15 protein-coding genes, 1 tRNA gene and 1 rRNA gene are annotated in these 19175 nt (G+C 68.3%); 7 read left to right on the plus strand and 10 right to left on the minus strand.

Annotation, left to right across the window (positions count from 1 at the left end; all coding sequences use genetic code 11):
• Nucleotides 1–4 precede the first annotated feature (4 nt).
• Nucleotides 5–1321: an outer membrane beta-barrel protein gene (locus BM360_RS18960; protein ID WP_093317300.1), complete on the minus strand. Its 1317-nt coding sequence runs from the start codon at nucleotides 1319–1321 to the stop codon at nucleotides 5–7.
• Nucleotides 1322–1349: 28 nt separating this feature from the next.
• Nucleotides 1350–1928, minus strand: coding sequence for a polysaccharide biosynthesis/export family protein (locus BM360_RS18965; RefSeq protein WP_165611372.1), 579 nt, complete (start codon nucleotides 1926–1928; stop codon nucleotides 1350–1352).
• Between the two features lie 191 nt (nucleotides 1929–2119).
• Between BM360_RS18965 and BM360_RS18970 the strand changes: the two genes are divergently transcribed.
• Nucleotides 2120–3502, plus strand: a complete 1383-nt coding sequence (locus BM360_RS18970; RefSeq protein ID WP_093317306.1) for an O-antigen ligase family protein — start codon at nucleotides 2120–2122, stop codon at nucleotides 3500–3502.
• Nucleotides 3502–4302, plus strand: coding sequence for a glycosyltransferase (locus BM360_RS18975; protein WP_093317308.1), 801 nt, complete (start codon nucleotides 3502–3504; stop codon nucleotides 4300–4302). Before BM360_RS18970 ends, BM360_RS18975 begins: the two co-directional genes overlap by 1 nt.
• On the opposite strand, the gene BM360_RS18980 is transcribed toward BM360_RS18975, so the two are convergent.
• Nucleotides 4299–5129 (minus strand): hypothetical protein, encoded by an 831-nt coding sequence (locus tag BM360_RS18980; protein ID WP_207544647.1) that lies wholly within the window; start codon nucleotides 5127–5129, stop codon nucleotides 4299–4301. The genes BM360_RS18975 and BM360_RS18980 overlap by 4 nt on opposite strands.
• Nucleotides 5130–5606: 477 nt before the next feature.
• Here BM360_RS18980 and BM360_RS18985 point away from each other — a divergent pair, with 477 nt between their 5' ends.
• The 4 genes from BM360_RS18985 to BM360_RS19000 all read left to right on the plus strand — a co-directional run bounded on the left by BM360_RS18985 (nucleotide 5607) and on the right by BM360_RS19000 (nucleotide 9459).
• Nucleotides 5607–6587, plus strand: a complete 981-nt coding sequence (locus tag BM360_RS18985) for a calcium-binding protein (RefSeq protein WP_165611373.1) — start codon at nucleotides 5607–5609, stop codon at nucleotides 6585–6587.
• 163 nt (nucleotides 6588–6750) lie between these two features.
• Nucleotides 6751–7032, plus strand: coding sequence for a hypothetical protein (locus tag BM360_RS18990; RefSeq protein WP_093317316.1), 282 nt, complete (start codon nucleotides 6751–6753; stop codon nucleotides 7030–7032).
• A 145-nt stretch (nucleotides 7033–7177) separates the two neighbouring features.
• Nucleotides 7178–8479 (plus strand): UDP-glucose dehydrogenase family protein, encoded by a 1302-nt coding sequence (locus BM360_RS18995; protein ID WP_093317318.1) that lies wholly within the window; start codon nucleotides 7178–7180, stop codon nucleotides 8477–8479.
• On the plus strand, nucleotides 8476–9459 hold the full coding sequence (locus BM360_RS19000; RefSeq protein WP_093317320.1) for an NAD-dependent epimerase/dehydratase family protein: 984 nt from the start codon (nucleotides 8476–8478) through the stop codon (nucleotides 9457–9459). Before BM360_RS18995 ends, BM360_RS19000 begins: the two co-directional genes overlap by 4 nt.
• Nucleotides 9460–9476: 17 nt before the next feature.
• On the opposite strand, the gene BM360_RS19005 is transcribed toward BM360_RS19000, so the two are convergent.
• The 5 genes from BM360_RS19005 to BM360_RS19025 are packed head-to-tail and all read right to left on the minus strand — an operon-like array spanning nucleotide 9477 to nucleotide 16307.
• Complete coding sequence (locus tag BM360_RS19005) at nucleotides 9477–10925, minus strand: TolC family outer membrane protein (RefSeq protein WP_165611374.1); 1449 nt, start codon at nucleotides 10923–10925, stop codon at nucleotides 9477–9479.
• Between the two features lie 32 nt (nucleotides 10926–10957).
• Nucleotides 10958–12304 carry an HlyD family type I secretion periplasmic adaptor subunit gene (locus tag BM360_RS19010; protein ID WP_242653576.1) on the minus strand — a complete coding sequence of 449 codons (1347 nt, stop codon included), beginning with the start codon at nucleotides 12302–12304 and terminating at the stop codon, nucleotides 10958–10960.
• 2 nt (nucleotides 12305–12306) lie between these two features.
• Nucleotides 12307–14043 carry a type I secretion system permease/ATPase gene (locus tag BM360_RS19015; protein WP_207544648.1) on the minus strand — a complete coding sequence of 579 codons (1737 nt, stop codon included), beginning with the start codon at nucleotides 14041–14043 and terminating at the stop codon, nucleotides 12307–12309.
• A gap of 7 nt (nucleotides 14044–14050) precedes the next feature.
• Complete coding sequence (locus BM360_RS19020; protein ID WP_093317328.1) at nucleotides 14051–15205, minus strand: glycosyltransferase family 4 protein; 1155 nt, start codon at nucleotides 15203–15205, stop codon at nucleotides 14051–14053.
• The gene (locus BM360_RS19025; RefSeq protein ID WP_093317330.1) at nucleotides 15198–16307 is read right to left on the minus strand and encodes a glycosyltransferase family 4 protein; all 1110 of its coding nucleotides are present in this window, start codon (nucleotides 16305–16307) and stop codon (nucleotides 15198–15200) included. The genes BM360_RS19020 and BM360_RS19025 overlap by 8 nt, the downstream gene beginning before the upstream one ends.
• A gap of 479 nt (nucleotides 16308–16786) precedes the next feature.
• Here BM360_RS19025 and BM360_RS19030 point away from each other — a divergent pair, with 479 nt between their 5' ends.
• The gene (locus BM360_RS19030; RefSeq protein WP_093317333.1) at nucleotides 16787–18121 is read left to right on the plus strand and encodes a lipopolysaccharide biosynthesis protein; all 1335 of its coding nucleotides are present in this window, start codon (nucleotides 16787–16789) and stop codon (nucleotides 18119–18121) included.
• Nucleotides 18122–18821: 700 nt separating this feature from the next.
• Here the strand turns inward: BM360_RS19030 and BM360_RS19035 are convergent.
• Together BM360_RS19035 and rrf are read right to left on the minus strand one after the other, a co-directional pair.
• Nucleotides 18822–18898: transfer RNA gene (locus BM360_RS19035), tRNA-Met, on the minus strand.
• A gap of 98 nt (nucleotides 18899–18996) precedes the next feature.
• A 5S ribosomal RNA gene (rrf, locus tag BM360_RS19040) occupies nucleotides 18997–19111 on the minus strand.
• Nucleotides 19112–19175: the final 64 nt, after the last annotated feature.

Genomic DNA, 19175 nt, shown 5'->3' on the forward strand with positions numbered 1-19175 from the left:
TGGCTCACATCCCCAGCCGCAGGCCGAGCTGGAGCATCGCGCGCTTCAGCCGCTCGCGCCCGTTCGTGCCCGCCGCGGTGCCGCGGCTGCGCAGCAGATCGACGGTGCCGAACAGTTCGAGCGCAGGGGTGTGATAATAGGTCAGCGCCGCGCCTCCGAGCATCTGCCGGGTCTTGAACTGGACGTCCTGGACCTCGCTCAGGCGGTATTCGGCGCGCAGGCTGGCGCGCAGATCGCGCCGGATCTCCCGATCGTAACGGGCCTCCACCCGCGTGCGGCGCGCACCGCCGAGCTGGAATGCCCCCGTTTCGGAGATGTCGCGCAGCGCCGTCAGGCGGACGCTGCTGGCGCGCGACGGGCTCCACTCCGCCGTCACGCGGGCGTAGAGGCCGGAGGGGCCGTTCAGCGGCGCCTTGTAGCGCTGGCGCTGATAGCCGGCGGCGATGTCCAGCCGGGTCAGCGGCGTCGGCTGGAAGCGCACCCCGCCATAGACGGCATAGCCCTTGGAGTCGCGATCGAAACGGAGGATCTGCCCGTCCGGCTTCAGATCGTAATCGCGCCGATCGTAGTCCGCGGCGGCATAGAAAACGGTGCCTGCCACGGGCACATAGCCGATGGTGAGCGACGGATTGAGCCGAACGAAGCTGCGGTTGCGCTGGACGAGGATCTGCGTCGGATCGGAGGCGCGCCGCGCATCGTGATAGGCGTAGCGGGTGACGTTCAACGTGGGCGACACCACCAGCCGCCCGGCCGTGTAGGTCGCGCCGAGCGACCCGAGCATCCGCTCGAACCGCACGGGCTTGCGCACGTCGGCGGGGGTGAAGGCGGCGGCGCGATCCTCGATGAAGCGGCCCGCCTCGGCGCTGGCGCGCACGGTGAGCGCCGGGCTGAAGATGCGCGCGAGCGAGACGCCGCCCGATCCTTCCGCCAGATTCTCCCGCTTGTGCCCGGCAAAGCCGACGAGATTCCCGCGCAGATAGGCCTGGAGGTCGAGCCCTGGCCGGTCGCCGTCGATCGTCACCTCGGGCGCGATCACGCCGGCAACGTCCGCCGCACCGCGATAATCGGGGGCGAGCAGATCGCTCACACCCCGCGCGCCGAGCGCGACGGTCGGCCGCACGACGAAGCTGCCGACGCGCACGCCGCGCTCGGCAAGCCCGGGCGGCGGCGCGAGCCGGAAGATGTCGCCCTCCTCCGGGCGATCGAGCCGGTCGTCCGCTGCGAAGACGGTGACGGGCGCCTCCTGCGCGGCGACGGGCATGGACAGCGCGGCGACCAGCACGCCGCCGAGCCGCCCGCCTGCCAGACGACGAAAGGTCATCGCGCCCTCACGCCCACGCGCCGCCTGCTCAGAAGCTGCGTTCGGGGATGCGCACGGTGTCGCCAGGCGCGAGCGGCAGCGCCTGATCGGCGACGACGGTGACCTCCTGCCCGCCGTTCGCGCGACGGATGAGGACCGCCTTGGGATTGGCGCGGTAGGTGTAGCCGCCGGCCAGGGCCGCCGCCTTGCCCAGCGTCAGATCGGGCGCATAGGGGAAGGCGCCGGGGCGGCCGACCTCGCCATAGACGTAGATGGGCAGCACATCGACCAGCTGCACCGACAGGCGCTTGCTGGCATCGGCGTAGAAGCCGTTGGCCAGCTGCGCCTCCGCCGCGCGGCGAAACTCCTCCACCGTCAGCCCCGCGGCCTTGATCGGGCCGAGCAGCGGCAGCGACACCGTTCCATCCGGCGCGACCTGATATTCGCCGGTCATCGCCTCATCCCCGTAGAGGACGAGGCGGATGCGGCTGCCGGGAGAGAGGGCGGTGGCCGCCACCGGATAGCGCGCCTGGAACTCGCCGGCGGAGAGCGCCGGGCCAAGCGACGGAGCGCAGGATGCGAGCATGCCCGCCGCCGCCAAGACCAGCCAGCCCAGATCTGCCCGCATCGCAACCCCCACACGTCCGACGACACCGCCACTCGGCAGGCCGTGCCCTGTGCTGCCGTTAGCAGAGGCGAAGCACCGTCTGATCGGGGACATGGACCAGTTCGGACCTGCTCGAAGTCGTCAGCCCCGGCTTGGTCGAATATGGTGCTGCTCCGAGACGCCATGACCATCGCCCTGCAGGATCCCGACAGATGTTGAGCGCGGCACCCGGGGGCGGACCGGTCGCGGCGCCGCGCCGCGCGCCTGTGCGGCCTGCGGCGGCCAGCCGGGCGGTTCAGGTGGGCGGGATGCCGGGCGCGCGGCTGAGCGCGTCGGACAGGCTGGCGCTGGGGCTGGCGTCGGCGTCGATCCTCCTTTCGGTCGTGGCGGTGAAGCTCGGGCCCGGGCCGCTGCCGCTGCGCAGCCTGGCGCTGCTCGCCTGCGGCGCCGTGCTGGTGCTATCGGACCTGCGCGGGTTGCTGGCGGCGCTGCGGGTGGTCGCCCGGCCGATCGTGCTCGTCGTCGCGATGACGCTGCTTGGGATTGCCGTCAGCCTGGCCGTATCCACCGACGTGGCGGGCGCCTTTCGCGCCGTGCTGGAGGAGAATGTCCAGTTCCTCCTCACCATCGCCATCGCCGCGGGGCTCATCCGGCGGGTGGGGGTGGTGCCGGTGATGGTGGCGCTGCTGATCGGCTGGGGCATCAGCAGCCTGTTCGTCCTCGCGCAGGCGCTGAACATCGATGCCGCGTGGCAGGCGCGCGCGCGGATCGGCGATCTGATGCACGATTCGGCGCTCGTCCGGATCGGCTATGAGCGGCGGGAGCGGCCGTTCGGCCTGTCCTTCTCCGCCATCCACTATGCGCTGCAATCCTGCCTCGCCATTGTGGCGGTCGCCTATCTGCGCATGGCGCGCCGGAGCGAGGCGGCGCCCGCCTTCGATCCCGCGGTGCCGGCGACCGCAGTGGTGGCGGCGATCGGCTGCGTGCTCTCGGGCAACCGCTCGCCGCTGATCGGCGTGACCCTGTTCCTCGCCATCTACCTGATCGTCACCGCGCCGCGGCTGCTGGCGCTGGCGCTGCCTTTGGTCTTCGTGGCGGGCGTGGGGGCGTGGACGGCGCTGGATCAGCTGGGCGATGCGGGCGTGCGGGTGGCGCGGCGCGACGATGGTTCGTCGAACAACCGGCCGACCCTGCGCACCTACGCCTATCACCTGATCAAGGACCAGCCGATCGGCCACGGGCTGGACTTCGACTCGCGCGACCTTGGCTACGCCTATCTCGACAAGGTCAAATATATGCCCAACTCGATGGCATTGGTTCAATGGGGCCTGCACAATTACTACAACAACATGCTCACCAAATATGGCGTGCTGATCCTGTTGCTGGTGCCGTTCCTGCTGCCGACGAGCCGGGCGGCAGCGATGGCGTGGCTGCCCTTCCTGCCGTATCTGATCCACGCCTTCTACCATAATGACGGGCCGCCGACCGACATCCTGATCGGCTATCTGATCGCAGCGGGCGGCATCCTCGTCGCCGGAGCGAGGCAGCGCGAGCGGGCGGTGCCGACGCCGCGCTGGCGGCGGGCCTTCGCCTGATGCGCACCGCCGTCCTGATGACGACGCTGGGGGAGGCGGGCTGGGATCGCTCGCTGCCCAGCCTGCTCGCGCAGACCCGCCCCGCCGACCGGATCATCGTGGTGATCGACCGGGCGAGCGACGGTGCCGAGCAGGCGGCGATGACGGCGGCGTGGCCGGGCGTCACCTTCCTGTTCAACGCGGCGAATATCGGCATCACCGCCTCGCTCAACCGCGCGCTGGCGGCGGCGGACGGCGCCGACATCTGCTTCCGCGCCGACGACGACGACGTGTCCGCCCCGACGCGGTTCGAGCGGCAGATCGCCTGTTTCGAGGCGACGGGCGCCGATCTGGTCGCCGCCTGGGCGACGGGCACAATCGAGACGGGCGCGACCTATGCGATACGCTGCCCGACGGAGCATGACGCCATCGTCGCCGCGCTGGCCGAGCGCAACGTGCTGGTCCACCCCACCCTCGCCTTCCGCCGCGCGAGCATCGTCGCGCTCGGCGGATATGACGAGACGTTCCGCAACGCGCAGGATTATGCGCTGTATCTCGCCGCGATCCGCGCAGGCTGTCGCTTCGCCGCGGCCGGCGAGCCGCTGGTGACGCGGCATTACCATGCAGGCAACATCTCGGTGAAGCGGCGGATGAACCAGCTGATGTACAGCTGCGCCGCGCGCTGCGTCCACGTCGCCGCCAGCGGCGATCGGCGCGCCTTCCTGCGCACCTTGCGCCATTATGCCGCGCTGGCGATGACGCCGATGTGGGCGCGTGCGGCGCGGCGGCGGCTCTTCTCGCTGGGGGGCCGCGGCCGCTAGGCCGACGCGGTCGCGGCCTGCCCGCGATGCTTGCGAACAAGGAGCCGCGGCGGCCGCCGCTCCTCCGCCACCTTGTAGAGCTGCTGCGTGCGGTTGACGTAATTGGCCACCGCGCTCAGCCCCTGAAGATATTCGTTCAGCTCCGGCGTGCGCTCCGCCTCGAACATGCGCAAGGGACGGCCCGGATCGTGCGTCTCGAAGCGCAGGGAGAACCATGGCTCACCGCGGCGGAGGACCAGCGGCCGGGCGACATCCCACCATTCGAACGCCCACATCATGCGGCGCGGCCAGATGTGGATGGGCAGGCGCCCGCCGATCAGGATGCCCGGCCACGGATCACGGAAATGATGCGTGATCGGCGGCAATTGCGTCATGTAGACCGGCTCGTCCGCGAGGAACGTATAGGGCGTGATGATCTGAAGCACCGGCCGCTCCGGATGGCGCCACTCCCGCTCCGAGATCATGCTGAGCATGGCGTTGAGATGCTTGGTGCGGATGGTCGAGCGGTCGCCGTCGGCATTGACCAGCACGGGCGCACCCTTGTCGTCGCGGCGGAAGACGAGGTTGAGGTCGATCGGGCAGGTCACCTCGAACAAGCGCGCCTCATGGTCGAGCACGGACGGACAATGATTGACCGACTTGGCATGGGTTGGCGGCGGATCGTCACGCCGGACGCGGCGGGGCTCCGCCCAGATGAACTGCGCCTTGTCGGTATCGAGCAGCCAGCCGACATCGACCATGCGCCGCTCCGGCGAGGGGGCGGCTGCGGCCGGCGACTGTGCCTGCCCTCCGCGTAGCCGCGCCCACAGCCCGCTCAGACCCTGCATTCCGCCTCTCCTCCGCCCCGCGGCGCACCCTGACTGCTGGCACGGCGGCGCTCTAACAAGATTGCATCTGTTCCGGATCGATATGTGCCTTGACTAACCAAGACAGTGGTTATCCCACCTGCCAAGCCGCAAGCGTCAAGCGAGCATAAATCCTCCAGAGTGGATGATTGCCCAGAGACAGCAGGCTTGATTGCGTGGATATTCAGCACATAGATCATAAAAAGGGCAGCGACTTGGTCTATCCTTGTTCATCAAGCGACCTGCCTGGTCGATCACTTGACTCCACCCGGTTGCTAGGACATCCTTAAGCATCAGGGGGCGGGGGAGGCAGGCTGCGACCGGGACAAGTCGGATGAAAGTCCGCGCCAGTCGTCGCTACCGCATGCACTCGAACCGTTCGCCAACAGGCGAAGACTCCGGATTTCGGATGGAAGCGCGTGAACAATGATGTTCGCGCGAAATGCGGTGGAGGCAGATATGGCAACTGTTCCAGGTGACGACGACAACAATACGCTGACCGGAACGTCCGGCGCTGACATGATCTACGGCCAAGGCGGCAACGACGTTCTGTCGGGTGGCGACGGCAACGACGTGCTTTACGGCGGCAGCGGCAATGACCGGCTGTTCGGCGGCGAGGGCAATGATCAGCTGACCGGCGGCGAGGGCGCCGACTATATGGTCGGCGGCGCCGGCAACGACACCTATTATGTCGACAATACGGCTGACGTGGTGATCGAGGATACGGATGGCGGCATCGACACCGTCGTCTCGACGCTCTCCGGCTACACGCTGCGCGACAATTTCGAGACGCTGCGGCTCGGCGGGTCCGACAACATCAACGGCACGGGCAATGCGCTGAACAACACGCTGTCGGGCAATGCCGGCGGCAACAACCTGAAGGGCCTGGCCGGCAACGACAGCATCTACGGCTATGGCGGTGACGACATCATCGACGGCGGCGAGGGCAATGACATCCTCAATGGCGGCGACGGCTTCGACATCGTCAGCTACAAGTCGGCCACGTCCGGTGTCACGGTCAGCCTCGCCAATACGGCCAACCAGAACACCGGCGGCGCGGGCATCGACAAGCTCGCCGGCTTCGAATCGCTCGAGGGCAGCCAGTTCAACGACGTGCTGACGGGCAGCAGCGCCGCCGACAAGATCAGCGCGCTTGCCGGTGACGACACCATCCGCGGTGGCGGCGGCAATGACGACCTGACCGCCGGCGCCGGTGCCGACACGTTCGTGTTCGAGGATTCGGCGGCGGCGAACGGCGTCGACATCATCCGCGGCTTCCAGAGCGGGAGCGACAAGCTCCAGTTCAGCGACGCGGCCTACGACTTGGCCGGCTTCAGCTATGACAGCGCGACGCACATCCTGTCCTATCAGGGCGCGGCCTTGGCCGAATTCCTACCGGGCAGCGGCATCGATCCGACGACGGACATCGTCCTGGTCTGATCCAGCCGGCAGCATTGCGGTGCTGAGGGAACGGGCGTCCGCCATGCGGGCGCCCGTTTCTGCGTGAGGTGCGGCCGTAGTGACAGCGCTGCTGTCAAGTGAAACATCTTTATGAGTTTTCTTAACCCGGCCAGTGTATCGCCCGGTCGGAGAAAGGTTGCTCATGATGAAGCCGCACGTGCACACCTCCCCGATCGATGCCGTCGCCCAGCCGGGCGGCTGGGCCGGTGACGCGATCGCGACGCCGATCGACTTCGCCCGCGGGCACCAGCCGGACTCGACCTATGACCGCCCGTCGCCCAAGGGGCTCGGATCGCCGAGCGTGGGTGAGGTCGTGCTGACCGCCGCTTTGTGCGTCGCGGGCGGCGCGATGTTCCTCGTCTATGGCAGCTATGCCCTTGTCGCGGGCGAGATGCGCAAGCGGTTCGGCCGGCGCACGCGCTGACAAATCCGTAACGGACGCGCTTGCGGCGATTGCCGCCGCCGCGGCATTTACTTGGCTCCATCGATCGTGTTGCCCCGACATCAGTCGCGGGGCCCGTTGATTATCGTCACCCGCTTGTCTCAGCCTTTCAGGGACGGAGAAAGACGTGCGGTTGACGATTGTGGGGTCCGGCTATGTCGGGCTGGTATCCGGCGCGTGCTTCGCCGATTTCGGGCATGACGTGACCTGCGTCGACAAGGCGGAGGACAAGATCGCCCGCCTCAACCGGGGCGAGATGCCGATCTATGAGCCCGGGCTGGACGATCTGGTCGCGCGCAACGTCGCGGCGGGGCGCCTGACCTTCACGCAGGATCTGGCCGCATCGATCAAGGGCGCGGATGCGGTGTTCATCGCCGTCGGCACCCCCTCGCGCCGGGGCGACGGCCATGCCGACCTCAGCTACGTCCATGCCGCCGCGAAGGAGATTGGCGAGCAGATTGACGGCTATACCGTCGTCGTCACCAAATCGACCGTGCCCGTCGGCACCGGCGACGAGGTGGAGCGGATCATCCGCGCGGCCAATCCGGCCGCCGAGTTCGGCGTCGTCTCCAACCCCGAATTCCTTCGCGAAGGTGCGGCGATCGACGACTTCAAGCGGCCCGACCGCATCGTCATCGGTGCGGAGGATGAGCGCGCGACCGAGGTGATGCGGCAAGTCTATCGCCCGCTCTATCTCAATGCCGCGCCTTTGCTGGTGACGCGGCGGCGCACGGCCGAGCTGATCAAATATGCCGGCAACGCCTTCCTCGCGACCAAGATCACCTTCATCAACGAGATTGCCGACCTGTGCGAGAAAGTCGGCGCCAACGTGCAGGATGTCGCGCGCGGCATCGGGCTGGACAATCGCATCGGATCCAAATTCCTCCATGCCGGGCCGGGCTATGGTGGATCCTGCTTTCCCAAGGACACGCTGGCGCTGCTGAAGACGGCGCAGGATCATGAGGCGCCGCAGCGCATCGTCGAGGCGGTCGTCGCGGTGAACGACAATCGCAAGCGGGCCATGGGCCGCAAGATCGTGCAGGCGATGGATGGCGACGTGCGCGGCAAGACCGTCGCGGTGCTGGGCCTCACCTTCAAGCCGAACACCGACGACATGCGCGATTCCCCCGCGCTCGCCGTGATCCAGACGCTGCAGGATGCGGGTGCGACCGTCGTCGCTTTCGATCCGGAAGGCATGGAGCAGGCCCGGCCGCTGCTGAGCGACGTCACCTACGCGACCGGCGCCTATGAGGCGATCGACGGGGCCGATGCGGTGGCCATCCTGACCGAGTGGGATGCGTTTCGCGCGCTCGACCTCGATCGCGTGCGGACGCTGCTGAAATCGCCGGTGCTGGTCGATCTGCGCAACATCTACCCGCCGGAAGAGGTTGCGGCGAAGGGCTTCCGCTACGTGAGTGTCGGTCGATGAGCCGCGGCGATCCCGTTCTCGTCACCGGCGCCGCCGGCTTCGTCGGCCATGCCGTGTCGCACCGCCTGCTCGACCGCGGCGAGCGGGTGATCGGCGTCGATATCGTCAACGATTATTACGAGACGTCGCTGAAGGACGCACGGCTCGCCACGCTGACCGCGCGCGAGGGCTTCGCCTTCCACCGGCTCGACATCTCGGATGCGGCCGCCATGCAGGCGCTGGTGCGGGACAACAAGGTGGTGCGGATCGTCCACCTCGCCGCCCAGGCGGGGGTCCGCTACAGCATCGACAATCCGTTCGCTTATGAGAAGTCGAACCTCGCCGGCCACCTCGCTTTGCTGGAGGCGAGCCGCCATGCCGAGGGGTTCGAGCATCTCGTCTATGCCTCGTCCAGCTCGGTTTATGGCGACAAGCCAATGGGTGGCGCGGGGTTCAGCGAGGAGGAACCGGCGACCAGCCCCGTCTCGCTCTATGCCGCAACCAAGCGTGCCTGCGAGCTGATGAGCGAGGCTTATGCCAAGCTCTATCGCTTCCCGCAGACGGGGCTGCGCTTCTTCACCGTCTATGGTCCGTGGGGCCGGCCGGACATGGCCTATTTCAGCTTCACCCGGAAGATCCTCGCCGGCGAGCCGATCGAGGTGTTCGGCGGCGGCGAGATGGCGCGCGATTTCACCTATATTGACGATATCGTCGAAGGCGTGATCGGCGCGCTGGATCATCCGCCGACCGCGGGGGAAAACCGCGTGCTCAACATCGGTGACAGCCGTCCGGTCGGCCTGATGGCGATGATCGAGGCGCTGGAGGCGGCGCTCGGCGTAACGGCGGAGAAGGTGATGCGGCCCATGCAGCCAGGCGACGTCACCGCAACCTATGCCGACGTGTCGAAGCTGGAGGCGCTGACCGGCTATCATCCGCAGGTGATGCTGGAAGAGGGGCTGAAGCGCTTCGCCGACTGGTATCGCAACTATTATCGCATCTGAGCCCGCGCCCGCGCCGGTCAGCGATCCGGCGCAGGCTCGGGCGGCAGCGGCGCGCTGGCGGGCTTGGCCAGCGACGCCGCGGGATCGACCGGCACGCGCGGCGTGACCGGCCCCTGCACGATGCCATCGACCGCCCTGAGAACGGGGGCGTGGGGCGCCCACAGATCGCCACGCACCTTGCGGGCGTATCGCTCGGGATCGTAGCGTTCGGCCCCCGTCAGCAAAGGCGCTTCCAGCGCGCCGAGCGCCGCAAGCAGCCGGGCGCGCGCGAGATATTCGTTCGCCTGCGCGTTGGTCAGCCCGGTTCGTGCATCGAGCAGGTCGCGCGCCTGATCCAGCACGTCGAGCGTGGTGCGCAGGCCCGCCCTCTCCTGCTCGCGCGCACCGGAGAAGGCGGTCTCGGCGTGCAGCACCGCCTCGCGATAATCGCCGATGGTGCCGCGAAAGCCGATCAGCTGCTCCCAATTCTGTGCGATCGTCTGACGCACTTCGCGGCGGATCTGATCGAGCAGGTGCACATCCTGCTCGTTGCGCGCCTGCGCCTCGCGGATGCGGGATGAGGTGATCCCCGAATTGTAGAGGGGCAAGGTGGCGGTGACGTTTGCCTGAAAGAAGGTGCGGCGATCGTCGAGATAGGGCGAGGAGGTGCCGCGCCCGCCGCTCGCCTGCGCGGCGACATAGGGGCCGAACTCCGCACGGGCGGTGCCGATCGCGGCGCGCGAGATCCGCTCGCGCGCAGCGGCTGCCTCCAACCGCGGATTGGCGGTGTCGGCGGTGGCATAGGCCTGCTCGACGCTCGGCGGGATGCCGGGCAGCGAGGGTTCGGGATCGAGCGTGCCGGGCAGATGGCCGACGCTGGCGAGATAGAGGCTGCGGCTGCTCTCCAGCGAGGCGGCGGTTTCCTTCAGCCGTGCCTGTGCGAAGGCATAGCGGACGGCGGCCTGGTCCGCGTCCGTCGCGGTCGCCTCGCGCGCACGGCGGCGGGCCTCGGTGTCGCTCAGCTGCCGGGCGAGCAGGTCGACATTTTCCGCGGTGATCGCCAGCAGCTGCTGATCGCGGCGGACGAGGACATAGGCGCCGATCACGTCGAGCAGCACCTCCGCCTCCACCTCGCGCAGCGTGCCGCGCGAGGCATCAACGGCGGCGCGCGCCTGCCGGGCAGCGCCGCTCAGCCGCCCGGAGGTGAACAGGGGCTGGTCCGCCACGCCGGCGACCGAATCGCTCCACGCACTCGCCCGCGCCGACAGATCGCCCGAGCGGACGCTCTGCCAGTTATAGGCGCGGCTGGCGGTGGCGGAGACGGTCGGCCCGTAAGCCGCACGCGCCTGCACCAGCCGCTCGTCGGTCGCGCGGGCATCGGCGCGTTGCGCCTCCAGCAGCGGATTGGAGGCGTAGGCGCTGCGGATCGCATCGGCGAGCGTCTCGGCAGAGGCGCCCTGCCCCACAGCCAGAAGCAACCCGCCCATCGCTATCCGTGCCGCCACCCCCCGCATCCGGCTCAATCCTGCCGGAAGGATCGGCTGAGCTGATCGCGCAGCGGCTTGACGATGTAGGACAGGAGCGAGCGATCCGCCGTGCGGACGAACACCTCCACCGGCATGCCCGGCACCAGCTTCAGCCCACCGAGCCGTGCCGTCTCCGCCTCGTCCACCTCGACCTCGATCGTGTAGAAGACGGAGCCGGTCCGCTGGTCCTCCGCGCGCTCCGCCGAGATGCGCGTCAGCCGGCCGGCAACTTCAGGCGTGGTCGCCGCGCTGAAGGCGGAGAAGCGGACGACAGCCGGCTGCCCGACGGCGATGGCGTCGATGTCGCTGGGGCTGACGCGCGCCTCCACCGTCAGATCCTCGCTGTCGGGCACGATCTCGAGGATCGTCTGCCCCTGCGGCACCACCCCGCCGACCGTGGTGAAGGCGAGCTTGTCGACCACGCCCGCGCCCGGCGCACGGATGATCGAGCGGCGGAATGTGTCGCCGGCGTTTGTCTTGTTGACCTGCTGCTCGGACAGCTTGCGCGTGACCTCCGCCAGCTCGGCTCCCGCGGCGGTGCGGCTGTCCTGATCGAGCAGGAGGATCTGCTGGCGCGTCTCGGTGATGCGCGCGCGGGTCTGCGCGATGTTCGCCTCCAGCGAGGCGGCATTGCCCTCCAGATCGACGGCCGCGCGCTCCAGCTGATTGAGCCGCGCGGTGGTGACGAGCTGCTTTTCGTAGAGGCCGCGCACGCTGTCCCGCTCGGGCCCGATCAGCGCGACCTGCTGGCGGTTGGCGGCGATCTGGCGGCGATAGCTCTCGATCAGCTGTTCCTGCTGGCGGATGCGCTCGCTCAGCTGCGCACGCTGCCCGGCAACCGACGCGCGCTTGAGCCGCAGGAGACGCTGCGCCTCCGCAATGGCGGCGCGGGCGGATACGTCGTGCCGGGCAAGCAGCTCGCGCGGAAAGGCGATGCCTGCCGTCCCGTCGCGCTCCGCCGTCAGCCGGGCCTTGTCGGCGAGCAGCTGGTCGAAGCTTTCGCCCGTCACCTCGGCGCTGACGCTGCTGACCGTCGAATCCAGCCGCATCAGCGGCTGGCCGGCGCGGACCCGGTCGCCATCGCGCACATAGACCTCGGCGATCACGCCGCCGGTCGGGTGGGCGATCTTCTTGACCTTGCTCGCGACCGTCACGTCGCCATGGCCGATCACCGCACCGCTGATCTGGACGAGCGTGGCGAGCGCGACCAGCACGAGCACCAGCGCGCCGACGACGATCATGCCGATGCGCATGTTCCGCCGCAGCGCGCTGTCGGGATCGGGAATGTCGTGCGGGAGCGCGGCCGCCGCGTGGATGCCGCCCGGCAGCTGATAGACCATGTTCAGGCGTCCTCGAGCGGCGGATGGCCGGCGGCCGGCAGCGCCCCGGCCCGGCCCGACACACGCTTCAGCACTTCGTCCCGCGGCGCAAAGGCCTGCACGCGCGCATCCTGCATCAGCAGCACCAGATCGACCGAGCGGAGCGCCGACGGGCGATGGGCCACCAGCACGACGATGCCGCCCCGCGCGCGCACCTGCAGGATCGCGGCGGCGAGCGCAGCCTCCCCCTCGGTGTCGAGGTTGGAATTGGGCTCGTCCAGCACGACGAGGAAGGGATCGCCGTAGAGCGCGCGGGCAAGCGCGACGCGCTGCCGCTGCCCGGCGGACAGCGCCTCGCCGCCGCGGCCGACCTGCGTCTCATAACCGTGCGGCAGGCGCAGGATCAGCTCGTGCAGGCGCGCCTGATGTGCCGCTGCGATGATCGCATCGGGCGAGGCGGCGGGATCGAAGCGGGCGATATTCTGCGCGACGCTGCCGTCCATCAGCGACACGGATTGCGGCAGATAGCCGATATGCCGGCCGAGATCGTCGGACGCCCATTGATCCAGCGTTGCGCCGTCGATCCGCACCGCGCCGCGCGCAGGCGCCCACACGCCGACCAGCCCGCGCACCAGCGACGACTTGCCCGACGCACTCGGCCCGATCACGCCGACCGCCTGCCCCGCCTCCAGCACGAAGCTGGCGTCCACCACGCTGGGCGCCTCCGCTCCCGGCGGGATCAGCGTCAGATGCTCCACCGCCAGCCGAAGCCGGGGCGGCGGCAGCGCGATCCGCGCCGGCTCGGCCGGGAGCGCGCGGAGCATGTCGGACAGCCGCGCCCAGCCCTGCCGCGCGGTGATGAAGCTGCGCCAATTGGCGATGGCGAGATCCACCGGCGCCAGCGCCCGCGCGGTGAGGAAGGAGCCGGCGAAGATCACGCCGCCGCTCGCCTTGCCCTCGATCACCAGCAGCGCCCCGACCGTCAGCACGCCCGATTGCAGGAACTGGCGGAAGATCTTGCTGGCGCTGCCCAGTGTACCGCTCACCTCCGTCAGCCGTTGCTGCGCGGCGAGGAAGTGGCGGCTGATCTCGTCCCACCCCGCCGCCGCGCGCCGCCGCATGCCGAGCGCGTGGACCGTCTCGGCATCGCGCCGCACCGTCTGCGCGAGCGTGGCGCGGGTGGCGCCCAGCATCGTGGCGGCGGCGGTCGGCCGGCGGCTCAGCCGGTCGGTGGCGAAGGTCAGCCCGATGAGGATCAACCCGCCCGCAAGCGCCGTCACGCCCAGCCAGGGATGGAACAGGAACAGCACGCCGATGAAGAAGAACAGCCACGGCAGGTCGATCAGCGCGGCGGGGCCGCTGCCGACGAGGAAGTTGCGGATCTGGTCGAGATCGCTGATCGGCTGCGTGCCGTCGCCGTCGGACGCGCGCCGCAGGCTGAGCCGGTGGACGAGATCATAGACCCGCCCGCGCATCTGCGCATCGAGCGAGGCGGCGATGCCTGCCAGCATGCGGCTGCGGATCACCTCCAGCACGCTCTGGAAGACGTAGACGATGGCGACCATCAGCAGCAGGCCGAGCAGGGTCGGCACGCTGCGGCTGGGCAGCACCATGTCGTAGACCAGCATCATGTAGATCGAGCCGCCGAGCAGCAGCACGTTGAGCGCGGTGCTGAGCACGCCGACGCCGATCAGCGCGGTCCGGCAGCGCGACAAGGCGGCGCGCAGTTCGGATCGCTCCTCCGAAAGCCCGCGTGCCACGCCCATGTCAGGCCAGGAACAGTTCGGCCTCACGCGCGGCATAGCGCTGGAGGCTGAAACGATCCTGCACCACCGCGCGGGCATTGCGGCCGATGGCGGGATCGGCAGCGGCGAGCGCGCGGCGGATCGCCCGCGCGATCGCCTCCGGCTCGAACCCGTCGATCAGATAGCCGGACACGCCATCCTCGATCAGGTCGGTGACGCCGGGGATGTCGGAGGCGACGCACGTCATCCCGCAGGCCATCGCCTCGATCAGCACCTTGGGCAGGCCTTCGTGCAGGCTGGGCAGCAGGAACAGGCTGTGCGCGCGCATCAGCCCGGGCAGCGCCTCGTTCGGCACGAGGCCGCGGAAGGTGAGCGGCGCGCGCCCCTCCTCCGCAGCGATGGCGCGCATGGCGTCTTCCAGCGATCCACGTCCAGCCACGTCGAGCGCCAGGTCGAGGTGCTGGCAGGCGCGCACCATGTTGAGCACGTTCTTCTGCGGCTCGAACCGGCCGACCCAGAGCGCTGGCGCGGTGAAATCCGGCACGTCCGCCGGGCGGAATTGCGCGACATCGACATAGGTCGGCGCGAGCATGACCTTGCCCCGCCCCGCCGGTCGCTGCTCAAGCTCACGCGCCGTATCCTCGGCGGTGACGACGACGTGCGTCGCGGCGGCAAGGCCGAGATCCTCCATCCGCCGGGCGAGCGCCGCCCGCCGGGTCGAGCCGTTCAGCCGGAAGCGGCGCGACAGCAGATAGCCCATGCGGAACAGCAGCTTCGCGCCGGTCAGTCGGTGCGCATAGACCGCCGCCCAGGCGCCCGACACCTGATTGGTCTTGATCCAGGCGGCAGCGCCAAGCGCGCGCCGGTGGACGCGAACACCCCGCAGGCCCCACGCCGCGGCCCCCAGCCCGGTCAACCGGCGCGCGGGCGTCAGCGGCTCCACCCGGTTGTAGAGCGGCTCGGCAGCGGCGAGTTCGCGTACCAGCAGGTGATCCGCCGGATCGTAGGAGAAGACGAGGATGCGATCGAACACCCCATCCCGCAGATATTGCAGGTAGAGCAGCATCTCGCGGCTGAGGATCGCCTCCGCCCGCCAGCGTGTGAGCGAGCCCCCGTTCGACAGGAAGAGGGCGAGCACCCGCTTGCCGGGGGGCAGCGCCCCCCTCCCGTCAGGCATGGCGCATCGCCGGGGCACGGCGCGGCCGGCTGTGCTTCATGGCCTCGTCATAGATGGCGCGCGTCTGCTCGGCGACGGCGGTCCACGTCATGAAGCGCGAGAGATCGGCGACGTGGTGCTCTGGCCGGCGGAGCGCCGCCTCCAGCGCCTTTGCGATGGCCGCAGGATCATCCTGGTCGAAGTAGAAATGATCCGGCAGGCCGAAATCCCGATTTTCGCGGATGCCGCTCAGTTGCAGCGGGCAGCCCCAGCTGATCGCCTCCAGCACCGCGTTGGAGCTGCCCTCGTGCACCGAGGCGTTCACATAGAGCGTCGCCGCCTTGTAGAGCGCGCCGAGGCTGCTGCGCGGCAGCTTGCCGAGCAGGACCACCCGGTCCCCCAGCAGCGGCTTCAGCTGATCGACATAGGCCTCGTCGTCGACGCCGCCGGCGATCAGCAGACGAACGCCCGGCACCCGCTCCGCCATCAGGTTGAACCCGCGGATCAGCCGGTCGACATTCTTCTGCACGGTCAGCCGGCCGACCGCGAGGATGAAGGGCTCGCTGGGGAGCCTCACCGCATCATCCTCGGTGAAGTCGGCCCGGTCGTCCAGTGCATTGGCGATGACGTGGACGTTGCCGACGATCCCGCGCTCCCGCAGCCGGTCCGCCAGGCTGGGCGCGACGGCGATCACCGCATCGGCGAAGCGCAGCTGATATTCCGCCGCGAGGAAGCCGAGCTTTCCGAGGAAGCCCCATTTATCGAGGATGTAATCCGCCGAGCCGTAGCGCACGACCGTCCTGATCCCGAGCAGCTTGTAGGCCCACAGCATGATCGCGGAGCCGAGCCCCTGGAGGTGGACGATATCGGGGCGCAGCCGCACCGCGGCGAGGACGGCGGAGAAGTAGTAGAGCAGCTTGTCCGTCTTGAAGATGCGCGATTCCGGCGCGCCGACCAGCTCGACACCGCGATACTCCGCTTGGTGGATGTTGCGCCGCAGCCCCATCAGCACGACGCGCAGCCCCTGCGCTGCGATCAGCGGGAACAGCCGCTCCGCATTCTTCTCGGCTCCGCCCTCGCAATCGGGAATACCGCGCGCGCCCACGACAAGGATGGTCGGCATAATCGTCTCCCTGGCGCGGATCGCGCCTCCGCGCCGATCCCCGCCCCCCGTTTGTCGAACGTCTCGGGCCAGTCCGCCCACCGCTTCTTTCGCGGTCGAGCCATGCTTACAGGAGGCTTAACCTCGCCAGCAACCCGAATGGCACAGTACATCCGTAATGGACCTCGATTTACCACCTTGTGGATTATTTGGTCCGCCCCACTCATAACAGCGGCTCTCGGGCGGGCCTTCGCACGGCCTCTTTGTGTATATTGCGTGTGATCTTATCGGATAGGATCTGTTCGTAACGGGTCAAGAACAGGCGGCAGCCTGCTCGCTTATAGGACTGCCTAATGGCGGTCCCTCCGCTGCAAGAGCGCAAACGCAAGATCCGGCACGCTACCCATCCGGATCGTGCCGCTCACCGGGTATCGCTCGAAGGATGATGCCCCGAAATCGCGTCTGCTGCACGAGCAAGTCACGCCATTTCGGACGGATGCATGGACGGTGCCCGCCCGCATGTTGTTAAGACGCACCATGACCTTCCCGAGCAGCAATATGCGCAGGCCGGCAGTGCGGCAGGCTCGATGCACGATCGGGTGAGACGGTCGCGCGCAGCGCAGGGCCGGCGCTATTTCGCGCTCAACGCGCCGCTCGCCATCCTGTCCTCCGTCCTACCCGGCTTGAGCCTCTACGCGGCGACGCTGTTGCTCGGCTCGCGCGGGGATTTCGCGACAGCGGGCGAGCTTCGCCTTTACGCCTCCGTGTTCGGGCTGGTCGGCATCCTGTTCCTGAACGAGATGGGAAAGTTCTTCGTCCGCCATGTCGTGGCGGGCGACATGGGTGAAGTGGCGAAGTTATTCTACTTCCGGCTCGTCCTCGCCGTTCTGGTGGGGGGCGGCGCAGGGATTGCGATCTGCGTCGCACTGGTCGCGGGCTACCCTGACGTCGCCGCCATGGCCGCGACGATCGCGATCTCGGCCGTCTTCTATCCGGCGGATTTCTTCCTGACCCTGCTGACGGCGCAGACCCGGTTCGCCCTGCTGACCCGACTGAATGCGATCCGCTATGTGTTCGCGACGGGTGCGCTGATCGGTGTTCTGGTCCAGCATGGCTCCGCGCTGCACGCCTTCCTCGCCTATACGCTCGTGCTCGCGGGCTTCGGGCTTGGGTATACGTGGCGGTACGGCCGGCCCGCCCTGGCAGGCCTGCGCCGCTTTTCGTGGCAGGAGGTGGCCGCGTCGGACGTACGCAGCGCCGCCGGCCTCTCGGCCGCGAATGCGCTGCCCAACGCGCTGGAGCATGTCGACAAGTTCATCGTCGGCACGCTGTTCGGGCTGCACGTGCTGGGCATCTACGCGCTCGCTTTCTCGACGGGGCGGATCATCTACAACGCAATGAAGCCGGTGACGACGATCTACTATCGCTGGCTGGTCGATCACCGCATCGAACGGCACACCGCGCTGCGGCTGTTCCTTATCGGCAGCGGCATAGGCATGGGGTGCATGGTCGCGATATGGGCGGCCTACAGCTTCATCCCCGCGCTCGACTTCTTCCGCCCCGCCGCGGCCATGTCGGCGATCATCTTCGCCGGCTACGGCCTCGCCCTCGTCAACACGGGCGAGCTGCAGTCCGAGGCGTTGCATCACGGCGGCAGGTTGCGGCGGGTGTTCTGGGCCAATGCGGGGTCGGGCCTGGCCTGCTACGGCCTGTTCCTGATCGCTGCGCTGTTGCCCGAGAGCGTGGCGTTGCTGGCTCTGCCGGGCCACTTTGCCCTGCGGCATGGCGTCAGCCTGCTGATCCTCTATCGGTCGAGGCGAGCGTCTGCTGGTTGAGAAGCGGGTTTCGCCGAAATCATCGCGTTGAGCGATGTCCGCCTCACAGACAAGATTGTTAGCCGAGCATGGCCGCATATCGCCAGTGCCACCTTGATGAGGTCGACCAATGGAGATCATATGGACGGCGCGAGAGGTGCTTACGGCAAGTGGTCCTACACGTTCGACGGTCCGAACGCCTTCGAGCGTCGCCCAGCGGCTGATCCCTAAGCTCGCCGGCCCAGCCACGAGCCGACCGCAGAACGCTAGACTCGCTTTTCACAAATCCCGCGCCGCACTTCCACCTAGCCTCGGGATTGGACGCTGCGGCCATAGCGTTTCCGGACGGATCTGACCGCTACGAGACATCGCAAGCCGATAGGTGCGGGTTACACCATACCTAATGCTCGTCGGACGATCTGATCATGCAGAGCCTTCGATGCCCATCCGCACTCCATCAGCCAGATGCTTGAAGCGCTACATCGGCGGCTCGGCCACCGGAGCTTTGGCAGAGCTTCGTAGCTAATTGCGTGATCGGGAGCCGTCCGGAACGAGCGACTAGCCGACAGCGCACATTAGCGCGTCGCGCGGGTCGAGCCATTCGGTGGGCCGGGCAGCCGCTCGGCGGTGCGGCGCTCCCGCCCCCCGCTTCCGTCGTCGGATCGTCTGGACTGGACGCGCGAACGGCCCGGCCTCTTGGAGGCCGGGCCGTTGTGTGCGATGGTTGCGGGGACAGGATTTGAACCTGTGACCTTCAGGTTATGAGCCTGACGAGCTACCGGGCTGCTCCACCCCGCGCCAACTGGAACAGCCGCCTTTGTCGGGCGGCTGGATCCTCCCTTTTGGGGGAGGAGACGTGTGAATGGGCTATCCTTGTGCCACGCGCCGGCGTCAAAGCCTGGCGACGACCTACTCTTCCATCGCTTAGGCGATAGTACCATCGGCGCTGTCCGGTTTCACGGCCGAGTTCGAGATGGGATCGGGTGGGTCACGGACGCTATGGCCACCAAGCTATGAGGCCGGCGCGTGTCGAGGATGTTCTAGAAACCGATGCACCTGATGCTTGAGCTTTGAA

The sequence above is a fragment of the Sphingomonas jatrophae genome (genome assembly GCF_900113315.1).
Taxonomy (GTDB): Bacteria; Pseudomonadota; Alphaproteobacteria; order Sphingomonadales; family Sphingomonadaceae; genus Sphingomonas_P; species Sphingomonas_P jatrophae.

Excerpts from the sequence above, each read along its gene's own strand:
- BM360_RS18960 (WP_093317300.1), bottom strand. The coding sequence starts at position 1,321 with ATGACCTTTCGTCGTCTGGCAGGCGGGCGGCTCGGCGGCGTGCTGGTC.
- BM360_RS18965 (WP_165611372.1), bottom strand. The coding sequence starts at position 1,928 with ATGCGGGCAGATCTGGGCTGGCTGGTCTTGGCGGCGGCGGGCATGCTC.
- BM360_RS18970 (WP_093317306.1), top strand. The coding sequence starts at position 2,120 with ATGTTGAGCGCGGCACCCGGGGGCGGACCGGTCGCGGCGCCGCGCCGC.
- BM360_RS18975 (WP_093317308.1), top strand. The coding sequence starts at position 3,502 with ATGCGCACCGCCGTCCTGATGACGACGCTGGGGGAGGCGGGCTGGGAT.
- BM360_RS18980 (WP_207544647.1), bottom strand. The coding sequence starts at position 5,129 with ATGCAGGGTCTGAGCGGGCTGTGGGCGCGGCTACGCGGAGGGCAGGCA.
- BM360_RS18985 (WP_165611373.1), top strand. The coding sequence starts at position 5,607 with ATGGCAACTGTTCCAGGTGACGACGACAACAATACGCTGACCGGAACG.
- BM360_RS18990 (WP_093317316.1), top strand. The coding sequence starts at position 6,751 with ATGATGAAGCCGCACGTGCACACCTCCCCGATCGATGCCGTCGCCCAG.
- BM360_RS19000 (WP_093317320.1), top strand. The coding sequence starts at position 8,476 with ATGAGCCGCGGCGATCCCGTTCTCGTCACCGGCGCCGCCGGCTTCGTC.
- BM360_RS19005 (WP_165611374.1), bottom strand. The coding sequence starts at position 10,925 with ATGGGCGGGTTGCTTCTGGCTGTGGGGCAGGGCGCCTCTGCCGAGACG.
- BM360_RS19010 (WP_242653576.1), bottom strand. The coding sequence starts at position 12,304 with ATGGTCTATCAGCTGCCGGGCGGCATCCACGCGGCGGCCGCGCTCCCG.
- BM360_RS19020 (WP_093317328.1), bottom strand. The coding sequence starts at position 15,205 with ATGCCTGACGGGAGGGGGGCGCTGCCCCCCGGCAAGCGGGTGCTCGCC.
- BM360_RS19025 (WP_093317330.1), bottom strand. The coding sequence starts at position 16,307 with ATGCCGACCATCCTTGTCGTGGGCGCGCGCGGTATTCCCGATTGCGAG.
- BM360_RS19030 (WP_093317333.1), top strand. The coding sequence starts at position 16,787 with ATGGACGGTGCCCGCCCGCATGTTGTTAAGACGCACCATGACCTTCCC.